General features: G+C 74.0%; 11 protein-coding genes. 3 read left to right on the forward strand and 8 right to left on the reverse strand.

The features are described 5' to 3' along the window. Positions 1-85 precede the first annotated feature (85 nt). Positions 86-2902, forward strand: a complete 2817-nt coding sequence (locus BAW75_RS02955) for an AfsR/SARP family transcriptional regulator (RefSeq protein WP_104112529.1) — start codon at positions 86-88, stop codon at positions 2900-2902. 4 nt (positions 2903-2906) lie between these two features. On the opposite strand, the gene treZ is transcribed toward BAW75_RS02955, so the two are convergent. The 3 genes from treZ to glgX are packed head-to-tail and all read right to left on the reverse strand — an operon-like array spanning position 2907 to position 9061. Beyond that, positions 2907-4640 (reverse strand): malto-oligosyltrehalose trehalohydrolase, encoded by a 1734-nt coding sequence (gene treZ, locus BAW75_RS02960; RefSeq protein ID WP_104112530.1) that lies wholly within the window; start codon positions 4638-4640, stop codon positions 2907-2909. Continuing rightward, positions 4637-6937, reverse strand: a complete 2301-nt coding sequence (gene treY, locus BAW75_RS02965; RefSeq protein ID WP_104112531.1) for a malto-oligosyltrehalose synthase — start codon at positions 6935-6937, stop codon at positions 4637-4639. Before treY ends, treZ begins: the two co-directional genes overlap by 4 nt. Before the next feature lie 3 nt (positions 6938-6940). Continuing rightward, positions 6941-9061 (reverse strand): glycogen debranching protein GlgX, encoded by a 2121-nt coding sequence (gene glgX / locus BAW75_RS02970; RefSeq protein WP_104112544.1) that lies wholly within the window; start codon positions 9059-9061, stop codon positions 6941-6943. Positions 9062-9374: 313 nt separating this feature from the next. Here glgX and BAW75_RS02975 point away from each other — a divergent pair, with 313 nt between their 5' ends. After that, the gene (locus BAW75_RS02975; RefSeq protein WP_104112532.1) at positions 9375-10772 is read left to right on the forward strand and encodes a glycosyltransferase family 4 protein; all 1398 of its coding nucleotides are present in this window, start codon (positions 9375-9377) and stop codon (positions 10770-10772) included. Positions 10773-10964: 192 nt separating this feature from the next. Here BAW75_RS02975 and BAW75_RS02980 read toward each other — a convergent pair whose 3' ends face one another. The 4 genes from BAW75_RS02980 to BAW75_RS32215 form a co-directional block, all read right to left on the reverse strand. Beyond that, positions 10965-12248 (reverse strand): citrate synthase, encoded by a 1284-nt coding sequence (locus BAW75_RS02980; RefSeq protein ID WP_069089839.1) that lies wholly within the window; start codon positions 12246-12248, stop codon positions 10965-10967. A gap of 176 nt (positions 12249-12424) precedes the next feature. Then, positions 12425-14470 carry a sulfatase-like hydrolase/transferase gene (locus BAW75_RS02985; protein ID WP_104112533.1) on the reverse strand — a complete coding sequence of 682 codons (2046 nt, stop codon included), beginning with the start codon at positions 14468-14470 and terminating at the stop codon, positions 12425-12427. Beyond that, the gene (locus BAW75_RS02990; RefSeq protein WP_104112534.1) at positions 14463-15878 is read right to left on the reverse strand and encodes a class I SAM-dependent methyltransferase; all 1416 of its coding nucleotides are present in this window, start codon (positions 15876-15878) and stop codon (positions 14463-14465) included. Before BAW75_RS02990 ends, BAW75_RS02985 begins: the two co-directional genes overlap by 8 nt. Then, positions 15875-16033: a hypothetical protein gene (locus BAW75_RS32215; protein WP_166456093.1), complete on the reverse strand. Its 159-nt coding sequence runs from the start codon at positions 16031-16033 to the stop codon at positions 15875-15877. The genes BAW75_RS02990 and BAW75_RS32215 overlap by 4 nt, the downstream gene beginning before the upstream one ends. Positions 16034-16212: 179 nt before the next feature. Here BAW75_RS32215 and BAW75_RS02995 point away from each other — a divergent pair, with 179 nt between their 5' ends. Beyond that, positions 16213-16614: a VOC family protein gene (locus tag BAW75_RS02995; RefSeq protein WP_104112535.1), complete on the forward strand. Its 402-nt coding sequence runs from the start codon at positions 16213-16215 to the stop codon at positions 16612-16614. Positions 16615-16625: 11 nt separating this feature from the next. Here BAW75_RS02995 and BAW75_RS03000 read toward each other — a convergent pair. Further along, positions 16626-17310 (reverse strand): helix-turn-helix transcriptional regulator (locus BAW75_RS03000; RefSeq protein WP_104112545.1); only part of this gene is annotated, 685 nt, incomplete at its 5' end.

Here is a 17310-nt window from a genome sequence, read left to right on the forward strand (position 1 = left end):
GGCCCCGCGGACCGCGCGCTGCCGCCTGTCGGATCGTCGTCACGCCCGGTCCGACCACCACCGCACGCGGCTACCGTGACACTCCGTGGCGGTGGAGTTCCGGGTGCTCGGCGACCTGGACGTCCGGGTCGACGGCCGGGCGGTCCGGATCGGTCACGCCCGTCAACAGTGCGTCCTCGCCGCTCTGCTGGTCGAGCCCAACCGGGTCGTCGCGACCGGGCAGCTGATCAGCCGGGTCTGGGGCGACGAGGTGCCGGACGGGGCCGCCGCCACGCTGCGTGGCTACCTGTCGCGGCTGCGGCACGCGCTGGCCGGCGTGGACGACGTCCGCATCGTCCGGCGCCATCCCGGCTACCTGCTCGCCGTCGACCCGGACCACGTCGACCTGCACCGCTTCCGCGCGCTGACCGAGCAGGCCCGGCGCACCGCTGACGACGCGACGGCGATCGGCTGCCTGGAGCGGGCGCTCGGGCTCTGGCGCGGCGACGCGTTCGGCGGGCTGACCACGCCGTGGCTGGCGGCCTACCGGCAGACCCTCGACCGGCAACGGCTCGCGGCCACCCTCGATCGCAACGACATCGCGCTGCGCCGGGGCGCGCACGCCCGGCTCCTTCCCGACGTCCTGGATCTGAGCGGCCGGTACCCGTGGGACGAGCGCCTGGCGGCGCAGGCGATGCTCGCGTTGTACCGGTGCGGGCGGCAGGCCGACGCCCTCGAACACTTCCACCGGATGCGCCGCCGGCTGGCCGCCGAGGTCGGCGCCGACCCCAGCCCGCCGCTGGCCCAGCTCTACCAGCAGATTCTCACCGCCGACGCGGCCATCGCGCCGCCGGACCCGCCGGGCGGCGGCGAACCGAGCTCGACGGCCACCGGCACGGCACGGAATGCGGGCACCGTGCCCCGGCAGTTGCCCGCGTCACCGGGGGTCTTCGCCGGCCGTACCGCCCAGCTCGCGCGCCTCGACGAGCAGCTCGCCGACGCGGGCCACCCGGACGGCGCCGGGTCACCGGTGGTGATCTCGTCCATCGGCGGCGGCGGTGGCGTCGGCAAGACCTGGCTGGCGCTGCGCTGGGCGCACGCCAACGCCGGCCGCTTCCCCGACGGGCAGCTCTACGTCAACCTGCGCGGCTTCGACCCGACAGCGGACCCGGTGACGTGGCCGGTCGCGGTGCGCGGCTTCCTCGAGGCGCTCGGCGTCGAACCGGCGCGCGTACCGGCCGATCCGGAGGCCCAGGCGTCGCTGTACCGCACGCTCGTCGCCGGACGTCGGCTGCTGGTGGTCCTCGACGACGCCCGCGACGCCGCCACAGTGGTCCCGCTGCTGCCCGGCACCCCCACCAGCGCGGTCCTGGTGACCAGCCGACGGCAACTGGCCGGCCTCGTCACCACCCACGGCGCGCGACCACTGCCGCTGGACGTGCTGCCCGACGACGAGGCCCGCGAGCTGATCGTCCGGCAGGTGGGCGCCGCGCGGGTGGCCGGGCAGCCGGACGCCGTCGCGGCCATCCTGCGGTTCTGCGGGGGTCTGCCGCTGGCTCTCGGGATCGTGGCGGCCCGTGCCGCGCTCAACCCGGAACTTGCCCTGTCATCAGTCGCGGCCGAGCTGACCTCAGCGGCCGGCCCGCTGGACGCGCTGACCGGCGACGAGGTGACGACGAACCTGCGGGTGGTGCTGTCCCGCTCTCTGGCGGCGCTCACGCCGGCCGCCGCGGAGGTGTTCGCGCTGCTCGGCCTCGCCCCGGGCCCGGACATCGGCCGGGCCGCGGCGGCCAGCCTGACCGCCCGTACGCCGGCCGAGCTGCGCCCGCCGTTGCGCGAGCTGGTCGACGCGCACCGGGTGGAGGAGCACGTCGCGGGCCGGTACCGCATGCACGACCTGGTCCGCAGCTTCGCCGTCGAACGGGCGAGCGGTGACCCGGCCGGTTCCCGGTCGGCGATGCGCCGGCTGGTGGACCACCACCTGCACACGGCACACGCGGCCGCGCTGCTGCTGTCCCCGCAGCGCGACCCGCTGACCCTGGCACCCGCCGCGCCGGGAGTGACCGCCGAGCGGCTCGACGACCTGCCGGCGGCGCTGGCCTGGTTCACCGACGAACACCAGGTGCTCCTCGCGACCATCGAGCACGCCGCCGGCAACGGCCTCGATGTCGCCACCGGGCAGCTCTCGTGGACCCTGGCCACGTACTTCGACAGGCAGGGCCACTGGCACGACTGGGCCGCTGTGGCCCGCCGGGCGGTCGAGGCGACCGGGCGCTCGGGTGACCGCCCGGCGCAGGCGCAGGCGCACCTGCCGCTGGCCGGGGCCTGCTCGAACCTCGGCCGGCACGCCGAGGCGCAGCGCAACCTGTTCGCCGCGCTGGACCTGTTCGCCGCGCTGGGCGACGACGAGGGGCGGGCGCACACCCATTTCGACCTCAGCATGCTGCACGACCGGCAGCGGCAGCCCCGGGAGGCGCTGCCGCACGCGCGGCGCAGCCTCGCCCTCTACGAACGGGTCGGGAGCCCGCTCAAGCAGGCGGTCGCGCTCAACGCGATCGGCTGGTACCACTCGCAGCTCGGCGAGCACCACGACGCGATCACGTTCTGCCGCCGTGCCCTCGCCCTGGCCGAGCGGGCCGGGAGCGCGTACGGGCAGGCGAACACGTGGGACAGCATCGGCTTCGCCCACCACCACCTGGGTGAGTACGAGGACGCGGTGGACTGTTTCCGGCAGGCCCTCGCGCTGTTCGCCGAGATCGGTGACCGGCATGCCGAGGGCATCGTGCTGGACCACCTCGGCGACACGTGGGCCGCGGCCGGGCGGGCGGACGCGGCCCGGGACGCCTGGCGGCGGTCACTCGCGTTGTACGAGGAACTCGGTCACGCCGACGCCGAGGCGGTACGGCGCAAACTTCACCGGTGAACGGTCAGAGCGCCGCGATCGCGGCCGACTCCGGCGGCAGCTCGATTCCGTCGCGCATCACCGTGACGCCCTCGGACGTGGCGAGCAGCACCCGGCGTACCACCCCGGGCAGGTTGATCCGCTGCGCCCGGCCGGCCAGGTTCGCCACCACGAGCGTGTCGCCGCGCCGCATCACCAGGAACCGGTCGCCGTGGCGGACGTCGACCCGGTCCAGCCGGGGGTCGGACAGGTCGGCCCGGGAGCGGCGCAGCGCGATCAGCCGCCGGTAGAGGTCGTACGTCTCGCGGTGCTCGGGCTTGTCCAGCTCGGCCCAGTCCAGCCGGGACCGCAGGAACGTCTGCGGGTCCTGCGGGTCCGGCACGTCGTCGGTGGCCCAGCCGTGGTCGGCGAACTCACGTCTGCGGCCGGTGGCGACAGCCGTCGCCAGTTCCGGCTCGGGGTGGCTGGTGAAGAACTGCCACGGCGTGGCGGCAGCCCACTCCTCCCCCATGAACAGCATCGGCGTGAACGGCGCGGTCATCAGCAGCGTCGCACCGACGCGCAGCAGGCCGGGCGACAGCGTGGCGGAGATCCGGTCGCCGGTGGCCCGGTTGCCGATCTGGTCGTGGTTCTGCAGGTACGCCACGAAGCGGTGGCCGGGCGTGCGCTGCCTGTCGACCGGGCGGCCGTGGCTGCGGCCGCGGAAGCTGGACCAGGTGCCGGCGTGGAAGAACCCGCCGGTCAGCACGTCGGTGAGGCACTCCAGGGAGCCGAAGTCGCCGTAGTAGCCCTGCCGTTCGCCGGTGAGCAGCGTGTGCAGCGCGTGGTGGGCGTCGTCGTTCCACTGGGCGTGCAGGCCGTACCCGCCCGCCTCGCGCGGCGTGATCAGGCGCGGGTCGTTGAGGTCGCTCTCGGCGATCAGCGACAGCGGCCGCCCGAGGTGCGTGGACAGCGCCTCCACCTCGGCGGCGACCTCCTCCAGCCAGTGCACGGCCCGGCCGTCCGGCATGGCGTGCACGGCGTCCAGCCGCAGCCCGTCGACGTGGTAGTCGCGCAGCCAGCCCAGCACGCTGTCGGCGATGTAGCGGCGTACCCCGTCGGAGTGCGGGCCGTCCAGGTTGACGGTGCGGCCCCAGGTGTTGCTCTGCTCGGTGAGGTACGGCGCGAACCGCGGCGCGTAGGCCCCGGAGGGCCCGAAATGGTTGTAGACGACGTCGAGGATCACCCCCAGGCCCTTGGCGTGGGCGGCGTCGACGAACCGTTTCAGGCCGTCCGGGCCGCCGTACGGCTCGTGCGGCGCGAACCAGCAGACGCCGTCGTAGCCCCAGTTGTGCTCGCCGTTGAACGCGTTGACCGGCAGCAGCTCGACCATGTCCACGCCGAGGTCGACCAGGTGGTCGAGCCTGGCGATCGCCCCGTCGAACGTGCCTTCCGGGGTGAACGTGCCGATGTGCATCTCGTACAGCACGCTGCCGGGCAGTTGCCGGCCGGTCCAGGCGGCGTCGGTCCAGGCGAACGCGGCGTGGTCGTAGAGCCGGCTGGGCCCGTGCACCCCGGCCGGCTGCCAGGCCGAGCGGGGGTCGGGCAGCGCCTGGGCGTCGTCGTCGAGCAGGAACGCGTAGTCGGTGCCGGGCCCGGCGCCGGGGACCTCGACCCGCCACCAGCCGTCCGGCGCCTGACGCATCGCGTGGTCGGCGACGCCGGGCTGGATCAGCCGCACCCGGGCGGCCTCGGGCGCCCACACCGTGAACTCGGTCATGCGGCGGCCTCCACAGAGTCGGTGGGTGCGAGGAGGGCGACGGGGTAGGTGCTCAGCAGATCATGAAGGAGCAGCTCAGAACCACTGTAGACCCGTCCGGTGAACAAGTCGGTGCACTCGTGAACGGGAAGTGACAGCGCCGTGTCCCGCCAGCCGCCGGAGCGGGCCAGCCGCAGCGGCAGCCGGGTCGCCACCGCGACCGCCCCACCCCGGTCGAAGGCCACCGCGTGCGCGGCGGCCGGGCCGCGCGCGGGCACCGGCCGGTAGCCGCCGAACAGGTCCGGGCGGTCGCGGCGCAGGCGCAGCGTCCGGGACACCACGAGCAGCTTGGCCGCGCCGCCGGCGGCCACCGCGGGCCGCCAGCCGGCGTCGAGCCGGGCCAGCAGGTCCCGGCGTACGGCGAAGTCGACCGGCCGCCGGTTGTCCGGGTCGACGAGCGAGTTCTCCCACAGCTCGGTGCCCTGGTAGACGTCGGGCACACCGGGCATGGCGAGCTGGACCAGCTTCTGCCCGAGCGCGTTCGACCAGGCGGGCGGCGTGATCTCGGCGGCGAACGCGGTGATCTGGGCGTGCAGCTCCGGGTCGTCGTACATCCGGTCGACCAGGGCGTGCAGCTCGTGCTCGAAGCCCGGGTCCGGGTCGGCCCAGCTGGTGGTGACGGACGCCTCCCGGGCGGCCTTCTCGGCGTACCCGTGCAGTCGTTCCCGTTCGATCGGCCACGCCCCGACGGCGGTCTGCCAGAGCAGGTGGGCCAGCGCGGGGTCGGCCAGCGGCGCGCGGGACATCCAGTCGGTGACCCGTTCGGCCCAGCGGCCGGGCAGCTCGGACAGCACCGCGAGGCGGGCGCGGACGTCCTCGCCGCGCTTGGTGTCGTGGGTGGATAGCGCGGTCATGCCCGCCAGCCAGCGCACCTGCCGGGCGGCGGCGAAACGGTGCAGCTCGGCCGGCGGCACACCGAAGTGGGCCGGGCTGCCGCCGACCTCGTTGAGCGCGACGAACCGGCTCCACCTGTAGTACGCGGTGTCCTCCACGCCCTTGGCCATCACCGCGCCGGTCAGCTGCGGGAACCGGGCGGCCAGCTCGTGGCCGGGGTCGCGCAGCCGGGCGGTGACCTGGTCGAGCACGCCGGTCAGGTCGGGACGGCGGCGGCCTGCCTCGCTGCGGGCGGCGGCCAGGTGCCGGGCGCCTTCGGGCGGGTATCCGCGGTAGACCGGGAAGCACGCGGCCAGCTCGGCCAGGGCGGCGCGGACCTGCTCGCCGGGCAGCTCCGGCACGAGCGCGGCCAGCCGGGTCAGCTCGGCGGCGAGCAGCCGGGTGGCGGCCTCCAGCTTGGTGGCGTGCGTCAGGTCCGCCCAGGACGTGTGCCGGCCGGTGAGCCGGCCGTCGAGTGCGGTGAAGTCCGCCTCGGCGTCCGGGTCGACGAACAGCCCGGACACGGCGGCCAGCGCGTCGTAGCCGGTGGTGCCGTCGACCGGCCAGTCCGGCAGGTCCTCGCCGTACTCCAGGATCTTCTCCACCACGAGCCAGCTCTGCGGCGCGGCGGCGCGCAACCGGGCCAGGTAGCCGGCCGGGTCGCGCAGCCCGTCCGGGTGGTCGACGCGGATGCCGTCGACCTCCCCGGCGTCGACCCAGCGCAGGATCTCCGCGTGGGTGGCGTCGAACACCTCCGGGTCCTCCACCCGCAGGCCGGCCAGGTCGGACACGGCGAAGAACCGGCGGTACGTCAGCTCGGCGTCGCCGCGCCGCCAGTTCACCAGCTCGTAGTGCTGCCGGTCGTGCACCTGCCGGGGCGTGCCGTCGCCGGTGCCGTCGGCGACCGGGAAGCGGTGCTCGTGGTAGCGCAGCTCCCCGTCGACGAGCTTCAGGTCGTCGAGCGCGTCGGCGCTGTCGGCGAGCACCGGCAGCAGCAGCCGCCCCCGGTCCCAGTCGATGTCGAACCAGCGCGCGTACGCCGAGTCGCGTCCGGACCGCAGCACGTCCCACCAGGCCGGGTTGGCCTCGGGCCGGGCCACCCCGGCGTGGTTGGGCACAATGTCCACGACCAGGCCCAGCCCGGCCGCGCGCAGCGCCCGGACCAGCCGCGCCCGGGCGGCCTCGCCGCCGAGCTGCGGGTTGACCGCGCGGTGGTCGACCACGTCGTAGCCGTGCGTGGAGCCGGGGGTGGCGGTGAGCAGGGGCGCGGTGTAGAGGTGGGTGACGCCGAGCGCGGCGAGGTAGCCCGCCAGCTCGGCCGTGGCGTCCAGGTCGAAGCCGGGACGCACCTGGACCCGGTACGTCGAGCGGGGGGTGTCGGGCATCGGTCAGGCCGTCCTCTCCAGGACCAGCAGCGAGCGGTCCGGCACGCAGACCGTGCCGCCCGCCTCGACGAGCGTCGTCTTCTCCGGATCGGGTTCCGCGGTGCTGATCACCAGCTCCCACCGGGTGCCGAACTCCTCGCCGGGCAGCGTGAAGTCCAGCGGCGCGTCGTGCGCGTTGAACAGCAGCAGGAACGAGCTGTCCCGGTGCCGCTGGCCGTACTGGCCGCGTTCGCCGATGCCGTCGCCGTTGACGAACAGGGCCACCGAGCGGCCGAAGTCGTTGCCCCAGTCCTCGCCGGTCATCTCCCGGCCGTCCGGGGTGTACCAGGCCAGGTCCGGCAGTCCGGAGCCGGCGGCCCGGCCGCCCACCGGCAGGCCGGTGAAGAACCGGCGGCGGCGGAACACCTGGTGCCGGTTGCGGAAGTCGGTGAGCCGGCGGACGAAGTCCAGCAGCTCGTCGTCGGCCCGGTCCCAGTCCACCCAGGCGATCTCGCTGTCCTGGCAGTAGGCGTTGTTGTTGCCGTGCTGGGTGCGGCCCAGCTCGTCGCCGTGGCCGAGCATCGGCACGCCCTGGGACAGCATCAGCGTGGCCAGGAAGTTGCGCCGCTGCCGGGCCCGCAGCGCGCGTACGCCCGGGTCGTCGGTCTCGCCCTCGACGCCGCAGTTCCAGGACCGGTTGTGGCTCTCCCCGTCCCGGTTGTCCTCGCCGTTCGCCTCGTTGTGCTTGTCGTTGTAGGAGACCAGGTCGGCCAGCGTGAACCCGTCGTGGCAGGTGACGAAGTTGATGCTGTGGAACGGGCGGCGGCCGTCGTCCTGGTAGAGGTCGGCGGAGCCGGAGATGCGGGAGGCGAACTCGGCGAGCGTGGCCGGCTCGCCGCGCCAGAAGTCGCGTACGGTGTCGCGGTACTTGCCGTTCCACTCGGTCCACTGCGGCGGGAAGTTGCCGACCTGGTAGCCGCCGGGGCCGACGTCCCACGGCTCGGCGATGAGCTTCACCCGGCCGACCACCGGGTCCTGCTGCACCACCTCGAAGAACGTGGACAGGCGGTCCACCTCGTAGAACTCGCGGGCCAGCGTGGCCGCCAGGTCGAACCGGAACCCGTCGACGTGCATCTCGGTCACCCAGTAACGCAGCGAATCCATGATCAGTTGCAGCGAGTGCGGGCTGCGCACGTTGAGGCTGTTGCCGGTGCCGGTGTAGTCGACGAAGTAGCGCCGGTCGTCCTCGGAGAGCCGGTAGTAGCTGGGCGTATCGATGCCCTTGAAGCTCAGCGACGGCCCGAGGTGGTTGCCCTCGGCGGTGTGGTTGTAGACCACGTCGAGGATGACCTCGATGCCGGCCGCGTGCAGCGCCTTGACCATGCCCCGGAACTCCTGCACCTGCTGGCCCAGGCGGCCCAGCGCGGAGTAGCCGTGGTGCGGGGCGAAGAAGCCGATGGTGTTGTAGCCCCAGTAGTTGCGCAGCCCCAGGTCGGCCAGGCGGTGGTCGTGCACGAACTCGTGCACCGGCATCAGCTCCACCGCCGTGACGCCGAGCCGCTTGAAGTGCTCGATCATCACGGGTGAGGCGATCGCCGCGTACGTGCCGCGCAGCTCCTCCGGGATGCCCGGGTGGCGCATGGTCAGCCCGCGCACGTGGGCCTCGTAGATCACCGAGTGGTGGTACGGGGTGCGCGGCGGCCGGTCGTTGCCCCAGTCGAAGTACGGGTTCACCACGACCGACTTCGGCATGTACGGCGCGGAGTCCTCGGTGTTCATCCGGTCCGGGTCGCCGCCGACCTCGTAGTCGTAGACCGACGGGTGCCACATGATCTCCCCGTCGACCGCCTTCGCGTACGGGTCGAGCAGCAGCTTGTGCGGGTTGCAGCGCAGCCCCTCGGCCGGGTTCCACCGCCCGTGCACCCGGTAGCCGTAGCGCTGGCCGGGCTCGACGCCGGGGATGTAGGCGTGCCAGACGTACGCGTCGACCTCGCGCAGCTCCACCCGGCGCTCGGTGCCGATGTCCCACTCGTCGAACAGGCAGAGCTCGATCTTCTCCGCCACCTCGGAGAAGATCGCGAAGTTGGTGCCCATCCCGTCGTAGGTGGCGCCGAGGGGGTAGCTCTCGCCCGGCCAGACCTGCATGTCGCTCCTTCGGCCCATGATCGTGAGCGCACCGGACAGGGGGCCGCCGATGCGCACGCCGGTGATGCCCAGTCGTACGCCTCGTCAATCCACCCGTTCGGACCGTAACCGAATCCGCCCTCGTGCGAACGGATAGATGTTCGGGTGTCATCCGTCACGATCGCCCTTTTCGAGATGCGCGCCGGCCGCCTATGGACTTTCCTGGATGCGGACCTGCGCCCGCGGGCCAGCCCGGCCGTTCGGCCATCCCTCACCACCGCTCGACGCCGCCACCGCTGCCGGCGTGCCTCACCCTGCATGGACGGAGATCGACGTGACCACTCTGCGGGTCGGCGCGCAGCCCGCCACCGCGACGGACCGGCTCCACCGGCCCACTCTCACCTCCCGGCCGGCCCCGCCGTCGCCGGCCGGGGCCGCGCCCCGGACCCGGCGCATCCTGATGCTGTCGTGGGAGTACCCGCCGGTGCTCGTCGGTGGCCTCGGCCGCCACGTCCACGCGCTGTCCGTCGCGCTGGCCGCCGCCGGGCACGAGGTCACGGTCGTCACCCGCCACGCCGAGGGCGCTCCCCTGGAGGAGTACGCCGACGGCGTCCGTATCGTCCGCGCCGCCGAGGACCCGGTCACCTTCCCCCTGGCGACCGGGTCACTGCTGGCCTGGACGATGGCGTTCAACCACACGCTGACGCGGGCCGCGCTGCGCGCCGCCTCGTCCGGCGCCTACGACGTGATCCACGCCCACGACTGGCTCGTCGCGCACACCGCGATGACGCTGCGCGAGCACCTGGACGTGCCGCTGGTCAGCACGATCCACGCCACCGAGGCCGGGCGGCACCAGGGCTGGCTGCCGGAGGAGATGAACCGCACCATCCACGGCGTCGAGCACTGGCTAGCCGGCGAGTCCGGCCGCGTGATCGTGTGCTCCGGGTACATGCGCGACGAGGTGGGCGCGCTGTTCGGCGTGGACGCCGCCCGCGTCGACGTGGTGCCCAACGGCGTCGAGCCGCACCGCTGGCGGGTGCCCGCGTCGGCGGTCGCCGCCGCCCGGGCGCGGTTCGCCGCCGACGGCCCGCTGGTCACGTTCGCCGGCCGCCTGGTGTACGAAAAGGGCGTGCAGCACCTGCTGGCCGGGCTGCCCCGGCTGCGCGACCGGCACCCCGGGCTGCGCGCGGTGATCGTCGGCGACGGGCCGTACCGGGCGGACCTGGAGGCCGAGGTGCACCGCCTCGGGCTGGGCGGCACCGTCAGCATGCCCGGGTTCCTCGGCGGCGCCGACCTGCCCGCGGTGATGGCCGCCTCGGACTGCTTCGCGGTGCCCAGCATCTACGAGCCGTTCGGCATGGTGGCGCTGGAGGGGGCCGCCGCGGGCGCGCCGCTGGCGGTGGCCCGTACCGGTGGGCTGGCCGAGATCGTCGAGCCGGGCGTCACCGGGATGACGTTCGCCCCGCACGACCCGGACGGGCTCGCCGAGGCGGTGCACGCGTTGCTGTCGGACCGGGACCGGGCCCGCGTGCTCGCCCGGCGGGCCCGCGCCATGGTCCACGAGCGGTACGGCTGGGCGGCCATCGCGTCCCGCACGGCTGCCGCGTACGCCGCCGCGATCGCCGGCGACCCGTCGTTCACCGCCGCCCGCGCCCAGCACCGCATGACACACGGCCGGCCCACGCCGCGCGTCCCCGAGGGCAACCTCCTCACCGCCGCCGGCCTCCGCTAGCCCTCCGCCCTCGCCCCTTCTCCCCCGCGATCTTGCACTTAGCGCCCTCAGTAGGGCCGCAATGCCCGAGATGCCGGGGCACTGAGTGCAAGATCAACGGCAGCTAGGGCGGGAGCGAGGCGAGGCGGGGGGCGCGTACGGGAAAGGCCGCCGGCCCCCGGGTGGGGGCGGCGGCCTTTCGCCGGGGTTGCGTCAGCGCTTGTCGGCGGGGACGTACGCCCGCTCGGTGGCGCCGGTGTAGATCTGCCGCGGGCGACCGATCTTGGTCTCCGGGTCGTTGATCATCTCGCGCCACTGTGCGATCCAGCCGGGCAGGCGGCCCAGCGCGAACAGCACCGTGAACATCTTGGTCGGGAAGCCCATGGCCTTGTAGATCAGGCCGGTGTAGAAGTCCACGTTCGGGTAGAGCCGGCGGGACACGAAGAAGTCGTCGGCGAGCGCGATCTCCTCCAGCTGCACCGCGAGGTCGAGCAGCGGGTCCGGCTTGGACATCCGGCCGAGCACGTCCTGGGCGGCCTTCTTCACGATGGCGGCACGCGGGTCGTAGTTCTTGTAGACCCGGTGCCCGAAGCCCATCAGCTTCACGCCGTCCTGCTTGTCCTTCACCTTCTGCACGAAGGAGCGGACGTCGCCGCCGTCGGCCTGGATCTTCTGGAGCATCTCCAGCACGGCCTGGTTGGCGCCGCCGTGCAGCGGGCCGAACAGCGCGTTCACGCCGGCCGAGACCGAGGCGAACAGGTTGGCGTTGCTGGAGCCGACCAGCCGCACGGTGGAGGTGGAGCAGTTCTGCTCGTGGTCGGCGTGCAGGATGAACAGCATGTCCAGCACCCGGGCCACCACCGGGTCGACCTCGTACGGCTCGGCCGGCACGCCGAACGTCATCCGCAGGAAGTTCTCGACGTAGCCGAGCGAGTTGTCCGGGTACAGCAGCGGCTGCCCGATCGACTTCTTGTACGCGTACGAGGCGATGGTCGGGACCTTCGCCATCAGCCGCACCGTGGACATCTCCACGTGCTCGGAGTCGAACGGGTCCAGGCTGTCCTGGTAGAAGGTGGAGATGGCGCTGACGGCCGAGGAGAGCACGGCCATCGGGTGCGCGTCACGGGGGAAGCCGTCGAAGAACCGGCGCATCTCCTCGTGCAGCAGCGAGTGCCGCCGGATCCGCTCGCTGAACTCCGACAGCTGCGCCTGGGTCGGCAGCTCGCCGTAGATCAGCAGGTAGGAGACCTCCAGGAAGGAGGACTTCTCGGCCAACTGGTCGATCGGGTAACCCCGGTACCGCAGGATGCCGGCATCACCGTCGATGTAGGTGATGGCGGACGAGCAGGACGCGGTGTTCACGAAACCGGGGTCGTACGTGGTCATCCCGGTTTCCTTGAGCAGCTTGCTCACCCCGATCCCGGCGGGGCCCTCAACCGCGGACTGCACCGGCATCGACAGCTGCCCACCGGGGTGGTCGAGCTTGACTTCCGTCATCTGTTCCTCGCTTCGCCGGCAAGATCTTCGTTGAATTGCCTTCGCTTCTACCGTAATCACGGCGCGGAGAACACCGCTCGTCATGGTTTGAGGGTGAGGTGTGCGTCACCTGTTTCCCGGCCAGGCGGTTCGGAAACCGGTTGGGAGCGCGACCATGGGCGCCGGCCGGGGGCCCGTCACGACAGCGTGAGCCGCCGCAGCGCCCCGTCGTCGCCGACCCGGTAGAGGTCGAGCCGGTTGGCGCCGGCGGCGAAGAGCCGGTCGTCGGGGAGGAACGCCGCGAACCGCCGGCCACCGGCGTCCGGGGGCACCACCGGCGCCACCGCCCCGACCGTGCCGTTCACCGCGACGGCGAGCCGTGTCCCGTCGGGCACGTCGTCCGGGACCGTCCCCCAGACCAGCGCGGGCAGGCCGCCGCGCGCCGGGTCGACCGCGTCGAACGCGTCCCGGTTCGCCACCGTGGCGGACCCGCCCACCGGCACGTTCCCGACCCGGGTCCCGACGAGCGGATCAGCGGCCGGCGGCGGGAGCGGGGCGGGCACCCCGCCGGTGATCGTCACCGGCTGGCCGGGGCGGTCGTAGAAGCGTTTGTCGGCTCGCTCGCGCGGGGCCGCCTCGGCCGACCGGCCGTCCATCTGCCAGGGCACCCGCATGTGGGTCTCGTCGGCGATCGTGGGCAGCAGGTCCACGTGCTCCCAGTTGCGGTCGTCCACCCGGCCGGCGCGCTGGCCGGGTTCCTTGACGAACATCGGCACCCAGGCCACCTCGTTGGCGGCGTGCTCGATGGCGTCCATCCCCCGCCCCTGCCAGTCCCGCCGGAAGCTCACCCCGTGGTCGGCGGTGACCACCACCAGCGCCTTGTCGTAGAGGCCGGTGGCGCGCAGCGTCCGCAGCGTCTCGCCGATCAGCCGGTCGGTGTAGCCGAGCTGGGCCAGGTGCCGGGCGCGGGCCAGGTCGACCCAGCCGGTCCCGTCGTTGGGCAGGTCCTCCGGTGCGGCGTAGTGCGCCCCGGACGGCAGGTACGCCCACGGCGAGTGCGGCATCAGCAGGTGCAGGAAGTGCAGCGTGGGCCGGGGGTCGGGGCGCAGCCCGGCCAGGAACGAGGTGAACCGGGCCGGCTGGTTGTCGTCGAGGGTGTCCCAGCGGAACTTGGGGTCGTCCGGCACCGGCTCGGCGGCGTCCAGCCCGGCCTCGGCGGCGGTCCGCTCGCGGTAGGAGTCCTCCGGGTCGACGCGGCTGTCCACCGGCGCGGCGATCCGGCCCATCAGCTTGCCGCTCTCCCGGACCAGCACCCCGAGCCCCTGTTCCGGCGTGGTGGCCTGCTCGCAGCGGCTCGGCGGACAGAGCCGGGTGATGCTCTCCTCGGCCTTGATCCGGTAGAGGCCCCCGAGCGCGGTGAACAGGTTGTCCGGGTACTGCGAGTAGTGCGGCGCCGCGCCCTGCTCCGGGTAGCGCCCGGTGAGCATCGCCGGCAGCGCGTAGGGCGTCCAGCCGCTGACACCTGTGGCGTTGGGGTACCACGTCGACCCGGCCGCGAGCGCGGCGAAGTTCGGGTAGCGTTCGGCGTCGATGCGTCCGTCCGGGCCGAGCAGGGAGACCAGCGGCAGCTCGTCCAGCACGATCATGACCACCGGCGGGTGCGCGCCCGCGCCGCCGATCCCGGCCGCGCCGCCCTCGCCGCGCGGCAGCACCACCGCCGAGGCGGGCGAGGCGAACAGGAACAACCCGACGAACACCAGCGGCCCGGCGGCGGCCACCCGCAGCACCCGCCGGGGCGCCCGCCACCGCCGGTGCGCGGCCGCCCCGGCGGCTCCGGCCACACCGGCGACGACGAGCAGGGGTACGCCCCGGAGCGGCGTGACGTGCCGGCCGACCTGGACGGCCAGCGCGGCGAGCAGCAGGCCTACGAAGGTGGTGTGCACGGCGGCCCGGATAAGGCGTCCGGCGGGCACTGCCAGCGCGCCGAGCAGCGCGAACGGTACCGTCGGCGCGAGCGCGATCAGGGCGACCAGGAGCAGCACGTCGCCCCGGGACGCGCGGTGGAACAGGAAGAAGTCGGGGCTGCGGCCGAGCACGTCGAGCAGCGGCTGGGTCACCACCAGCCCGACCAGCGCCGTCACCTCCGCCAGCCGCGCAAGCTCGGACCGCCACCAGGGCGGGCGTTCCCGCCGGTCCGGGCCGGCCGTGTGGTCCCGGGGTGGCGCGAGGGTGCGCTCAGCCACCCACCACCACCTGGTAGAGCGTGCGGGTGCCGGACGGCAGCTCGGTGCGGGCGACCACCCGGCCCCGGCGGGCCAGCAGCGCCTCGAAGGCGTCGCGGCGGTAGTCCGGGAACAGGCCGTCGGGCTTGTTGGCGAGCAGGCGGCGGGCCATCGGATCGTCCGGGTGGACGAACTCCACCACCAGGCTGCCGCCGGTGGCGGTGAGCGCGGTGAGCTGGTCCAGCACCTCGGGCAGCGGCACGTTGCGCCCGATCGCCAGGTGGTGCACGACGGCCAGGGCGAGCACCACGTCGGCGCGGGCCCGGTCGGCGAACGCGGCCCGCTCGACGCCGCGCCAGCCGCCGCCGGGCGACGGGTCGGCCAGGTCCATCACCAGCGGCAGGATCCGCGTCTCGCCCTCGTCGCGCAGCGCGCGGTAGAGCGTGTCGACCACCGCCGGGTCCTGCTCGACCGCGACGACGTGCGTGGCGTGCCGGGCGGCGATGCGGGCGTACCGGCCGTCGTTGGCGCCCAGGTCCAGCGCCGAGCCTCCACCGACGGCGGCCACCGCCCGGTCGACGAACTCCTCCTTGGCCTGCCGGTCCGGCACCGAGTACGCGCAGGTGCGCTGGTAGTCCGCCCAGTGGCTGTCGCCGGGCCGGTGGTCGAGGCGGCGGACCAGTTTCGTCAGCCCGCGTACCGTGGCCAGCGCCAGTTCGCGGGAGAAGCCGGCGGCGCGCAACTGGGCGCGGACGTCGGTGGTGCTCGCGGCGGAGTTGCGGGCCTGCATCGCGCCGTGCAGGTGCACGTGGGTGGGCACGCCGGCCCGCCAGCGCCGGGCGCCGCCGAACAGCCGGCGCATCTGGTCCGGCTCGACGCCGTCGACGCGGGCCCGCAGGAACGGCTGGAAGTCCAGCCCGAGGTGGGCCTGGATCAGCAGCGGGTAGAGCAGCGTCTGGCAGAACTGCCGGTAGCCGGCCCAGGGTTCGCCGTCGCGCAGCGCCTCGAACGAGCCGACGTCGATGAAGACGGGTCGCGCGCCGCGCCACTGCACGTTGTACGCCGAGCCGTCCTTGGTGGTGAAGCCGGCCTCCAGGGCGGCGCGCAGCACGTCGAGGTGCAGCAACGCGGCGTCGCGCAGCATCGCGTACGACCACTCGTAGGGGTGCGAGACGAACGGGATCCGCTCGTGCCGCAGCACCGCCGCCCACTGCGTGTCGACGGGGGTCGGGGTCAGCTCCTCGGTGGCGACGATCTGCCCCCGCTCGGCCGCGCGGCGGAAGAAGTCGGTGACGGACAGCGCACGCCAGTCCCGGGCGGAGCGCTCGTCGAGCCCGCGCAGCACCTCCTCGCCCCGGTGGAACACCCGGTTGCCGGGGTCGCGGAAGGAGCCGGGCTCGACGCGGACGCCGGTGTCGGGGACCGTCACGCCGTGGGGCCCTGGTCGCTGGGCTGACGGCGGAACCGGGACACCAGGCGGCGCCAGTAGAGCTTGGCGGCCACGGCCACTCCGGCCACGCCGCCGACCACCGCCTGCACGATGAGACTGCCCGATCCCGCGTCCAGGTAGGCCAGGTGGGTCACGGCTGCTTCCTTCCGTCGCCGGTCGTCAGTGCGCGCCCGGAATGCGAGCTTTCGTGCTTCGCGCCGGACTTGTCCCCCACGGTAACGCCTCGGGCGTCGCACGCGGGGCCACACCGGCCACTCGTCCCCCGTCCGATCCGTTCAAGACGGGCCGGACCGGTCGCGCCTACCGTGACGCCATGACACCGCAGTTCGATCTGGTCGGGGCCGTGGTCACCGACATGGCCCGCACACTCGACTTCTACCGGCGGCTGGGGCTGCCGATCCCGGCCGGCGCCGAGACGGAAGGGCACGTGGAGGTCACCCTGCCGAACGGCGTACGGCTGGCCTGGGACACGGTCGAGGTGATCCGCAGCTTCCACCCCGACTTCGACCCGTCCGGCGGCAACAACCGGATGAGCCTGGCCTTCCGGTGCGCCGACCCGGCCGAGGTGGACCGCTGGTACGCCGAGCTGACCGCCGCCGGCCACCACGGGGAGCTGCCCCCGTGGGACGCGTTCTGGGGCCAGCGGTACGCGGTCCTGCACGACCCGGACGGCAACGGCGTGGACCTGTACGCCCCGCTGCCGGCGGGCGACTGAAAGGCGGCCGGTCAGGCGGTGGCCGGGGCGAGCAGCCGCGACGGGGGCACCCCGGCCAGCTCCCGCACCTCGCGGGTCAGGTGGGCCTGATCGGCGTACCCGCTGCGCGCGGCCACCTCGGCGAGCGGCGCGCCGGCGCGGGCCAGGTCCAGCGCCCGGCGCATCCGCAGGATGCGGGCGAGCGTCTTCGGGCCGTACCCGAAGAGGGTCAGGCTGCGGCGGTGCAGGGCCCGCGCGCCGAGGCCGACCTCGGCGGCGGTCGCGGCGACGGTGGCCCCGGCGGCCAGGCGGGCGGCGACACGCGCGCCGACCGGGTCGGGGCCGCCGGCCGCGCGCAGCCGGTCGCGGGCGACCCGGGTGAGCACCCCGGCGGCCTCGTCGCCCGGCGCGGCCAGCGCCGCCTCGACCCGCTCGGTCACCTCGGCGGCGGCGCGGCCCCACAGGTCGGCCAGCGGTACGCGGCGGTCGCGCAGCTCCTCGGCGGGCACGCCGAACACGGCCGGGCCGGTGCCCGGCGGCAGGCGCAGCCCGGTCCGCCGGTCCCCCGGCGCGGACCGCGACAGGTGCGCGGTGCGGTCCGGACCGGCCACCAGCAGCCCGGACCGGCTGGACCAGAGCAGGTCCAGGCACCCGTCCGGCAGCACCCGCGTCTCACCCCCGCCGGACACGCTGCCCCACAGCACCGCGCCCGGAACC

Origin of the sequence: Micromonospora chalcea, from assembly GCF_002926165.1 — a bacterium.
GTDB lineage: Bacteria > Actinomycetota > Actinomycetes > Mycobacteriales > Micromonosporaceae > Micromonospora > Micromonospora chalcea.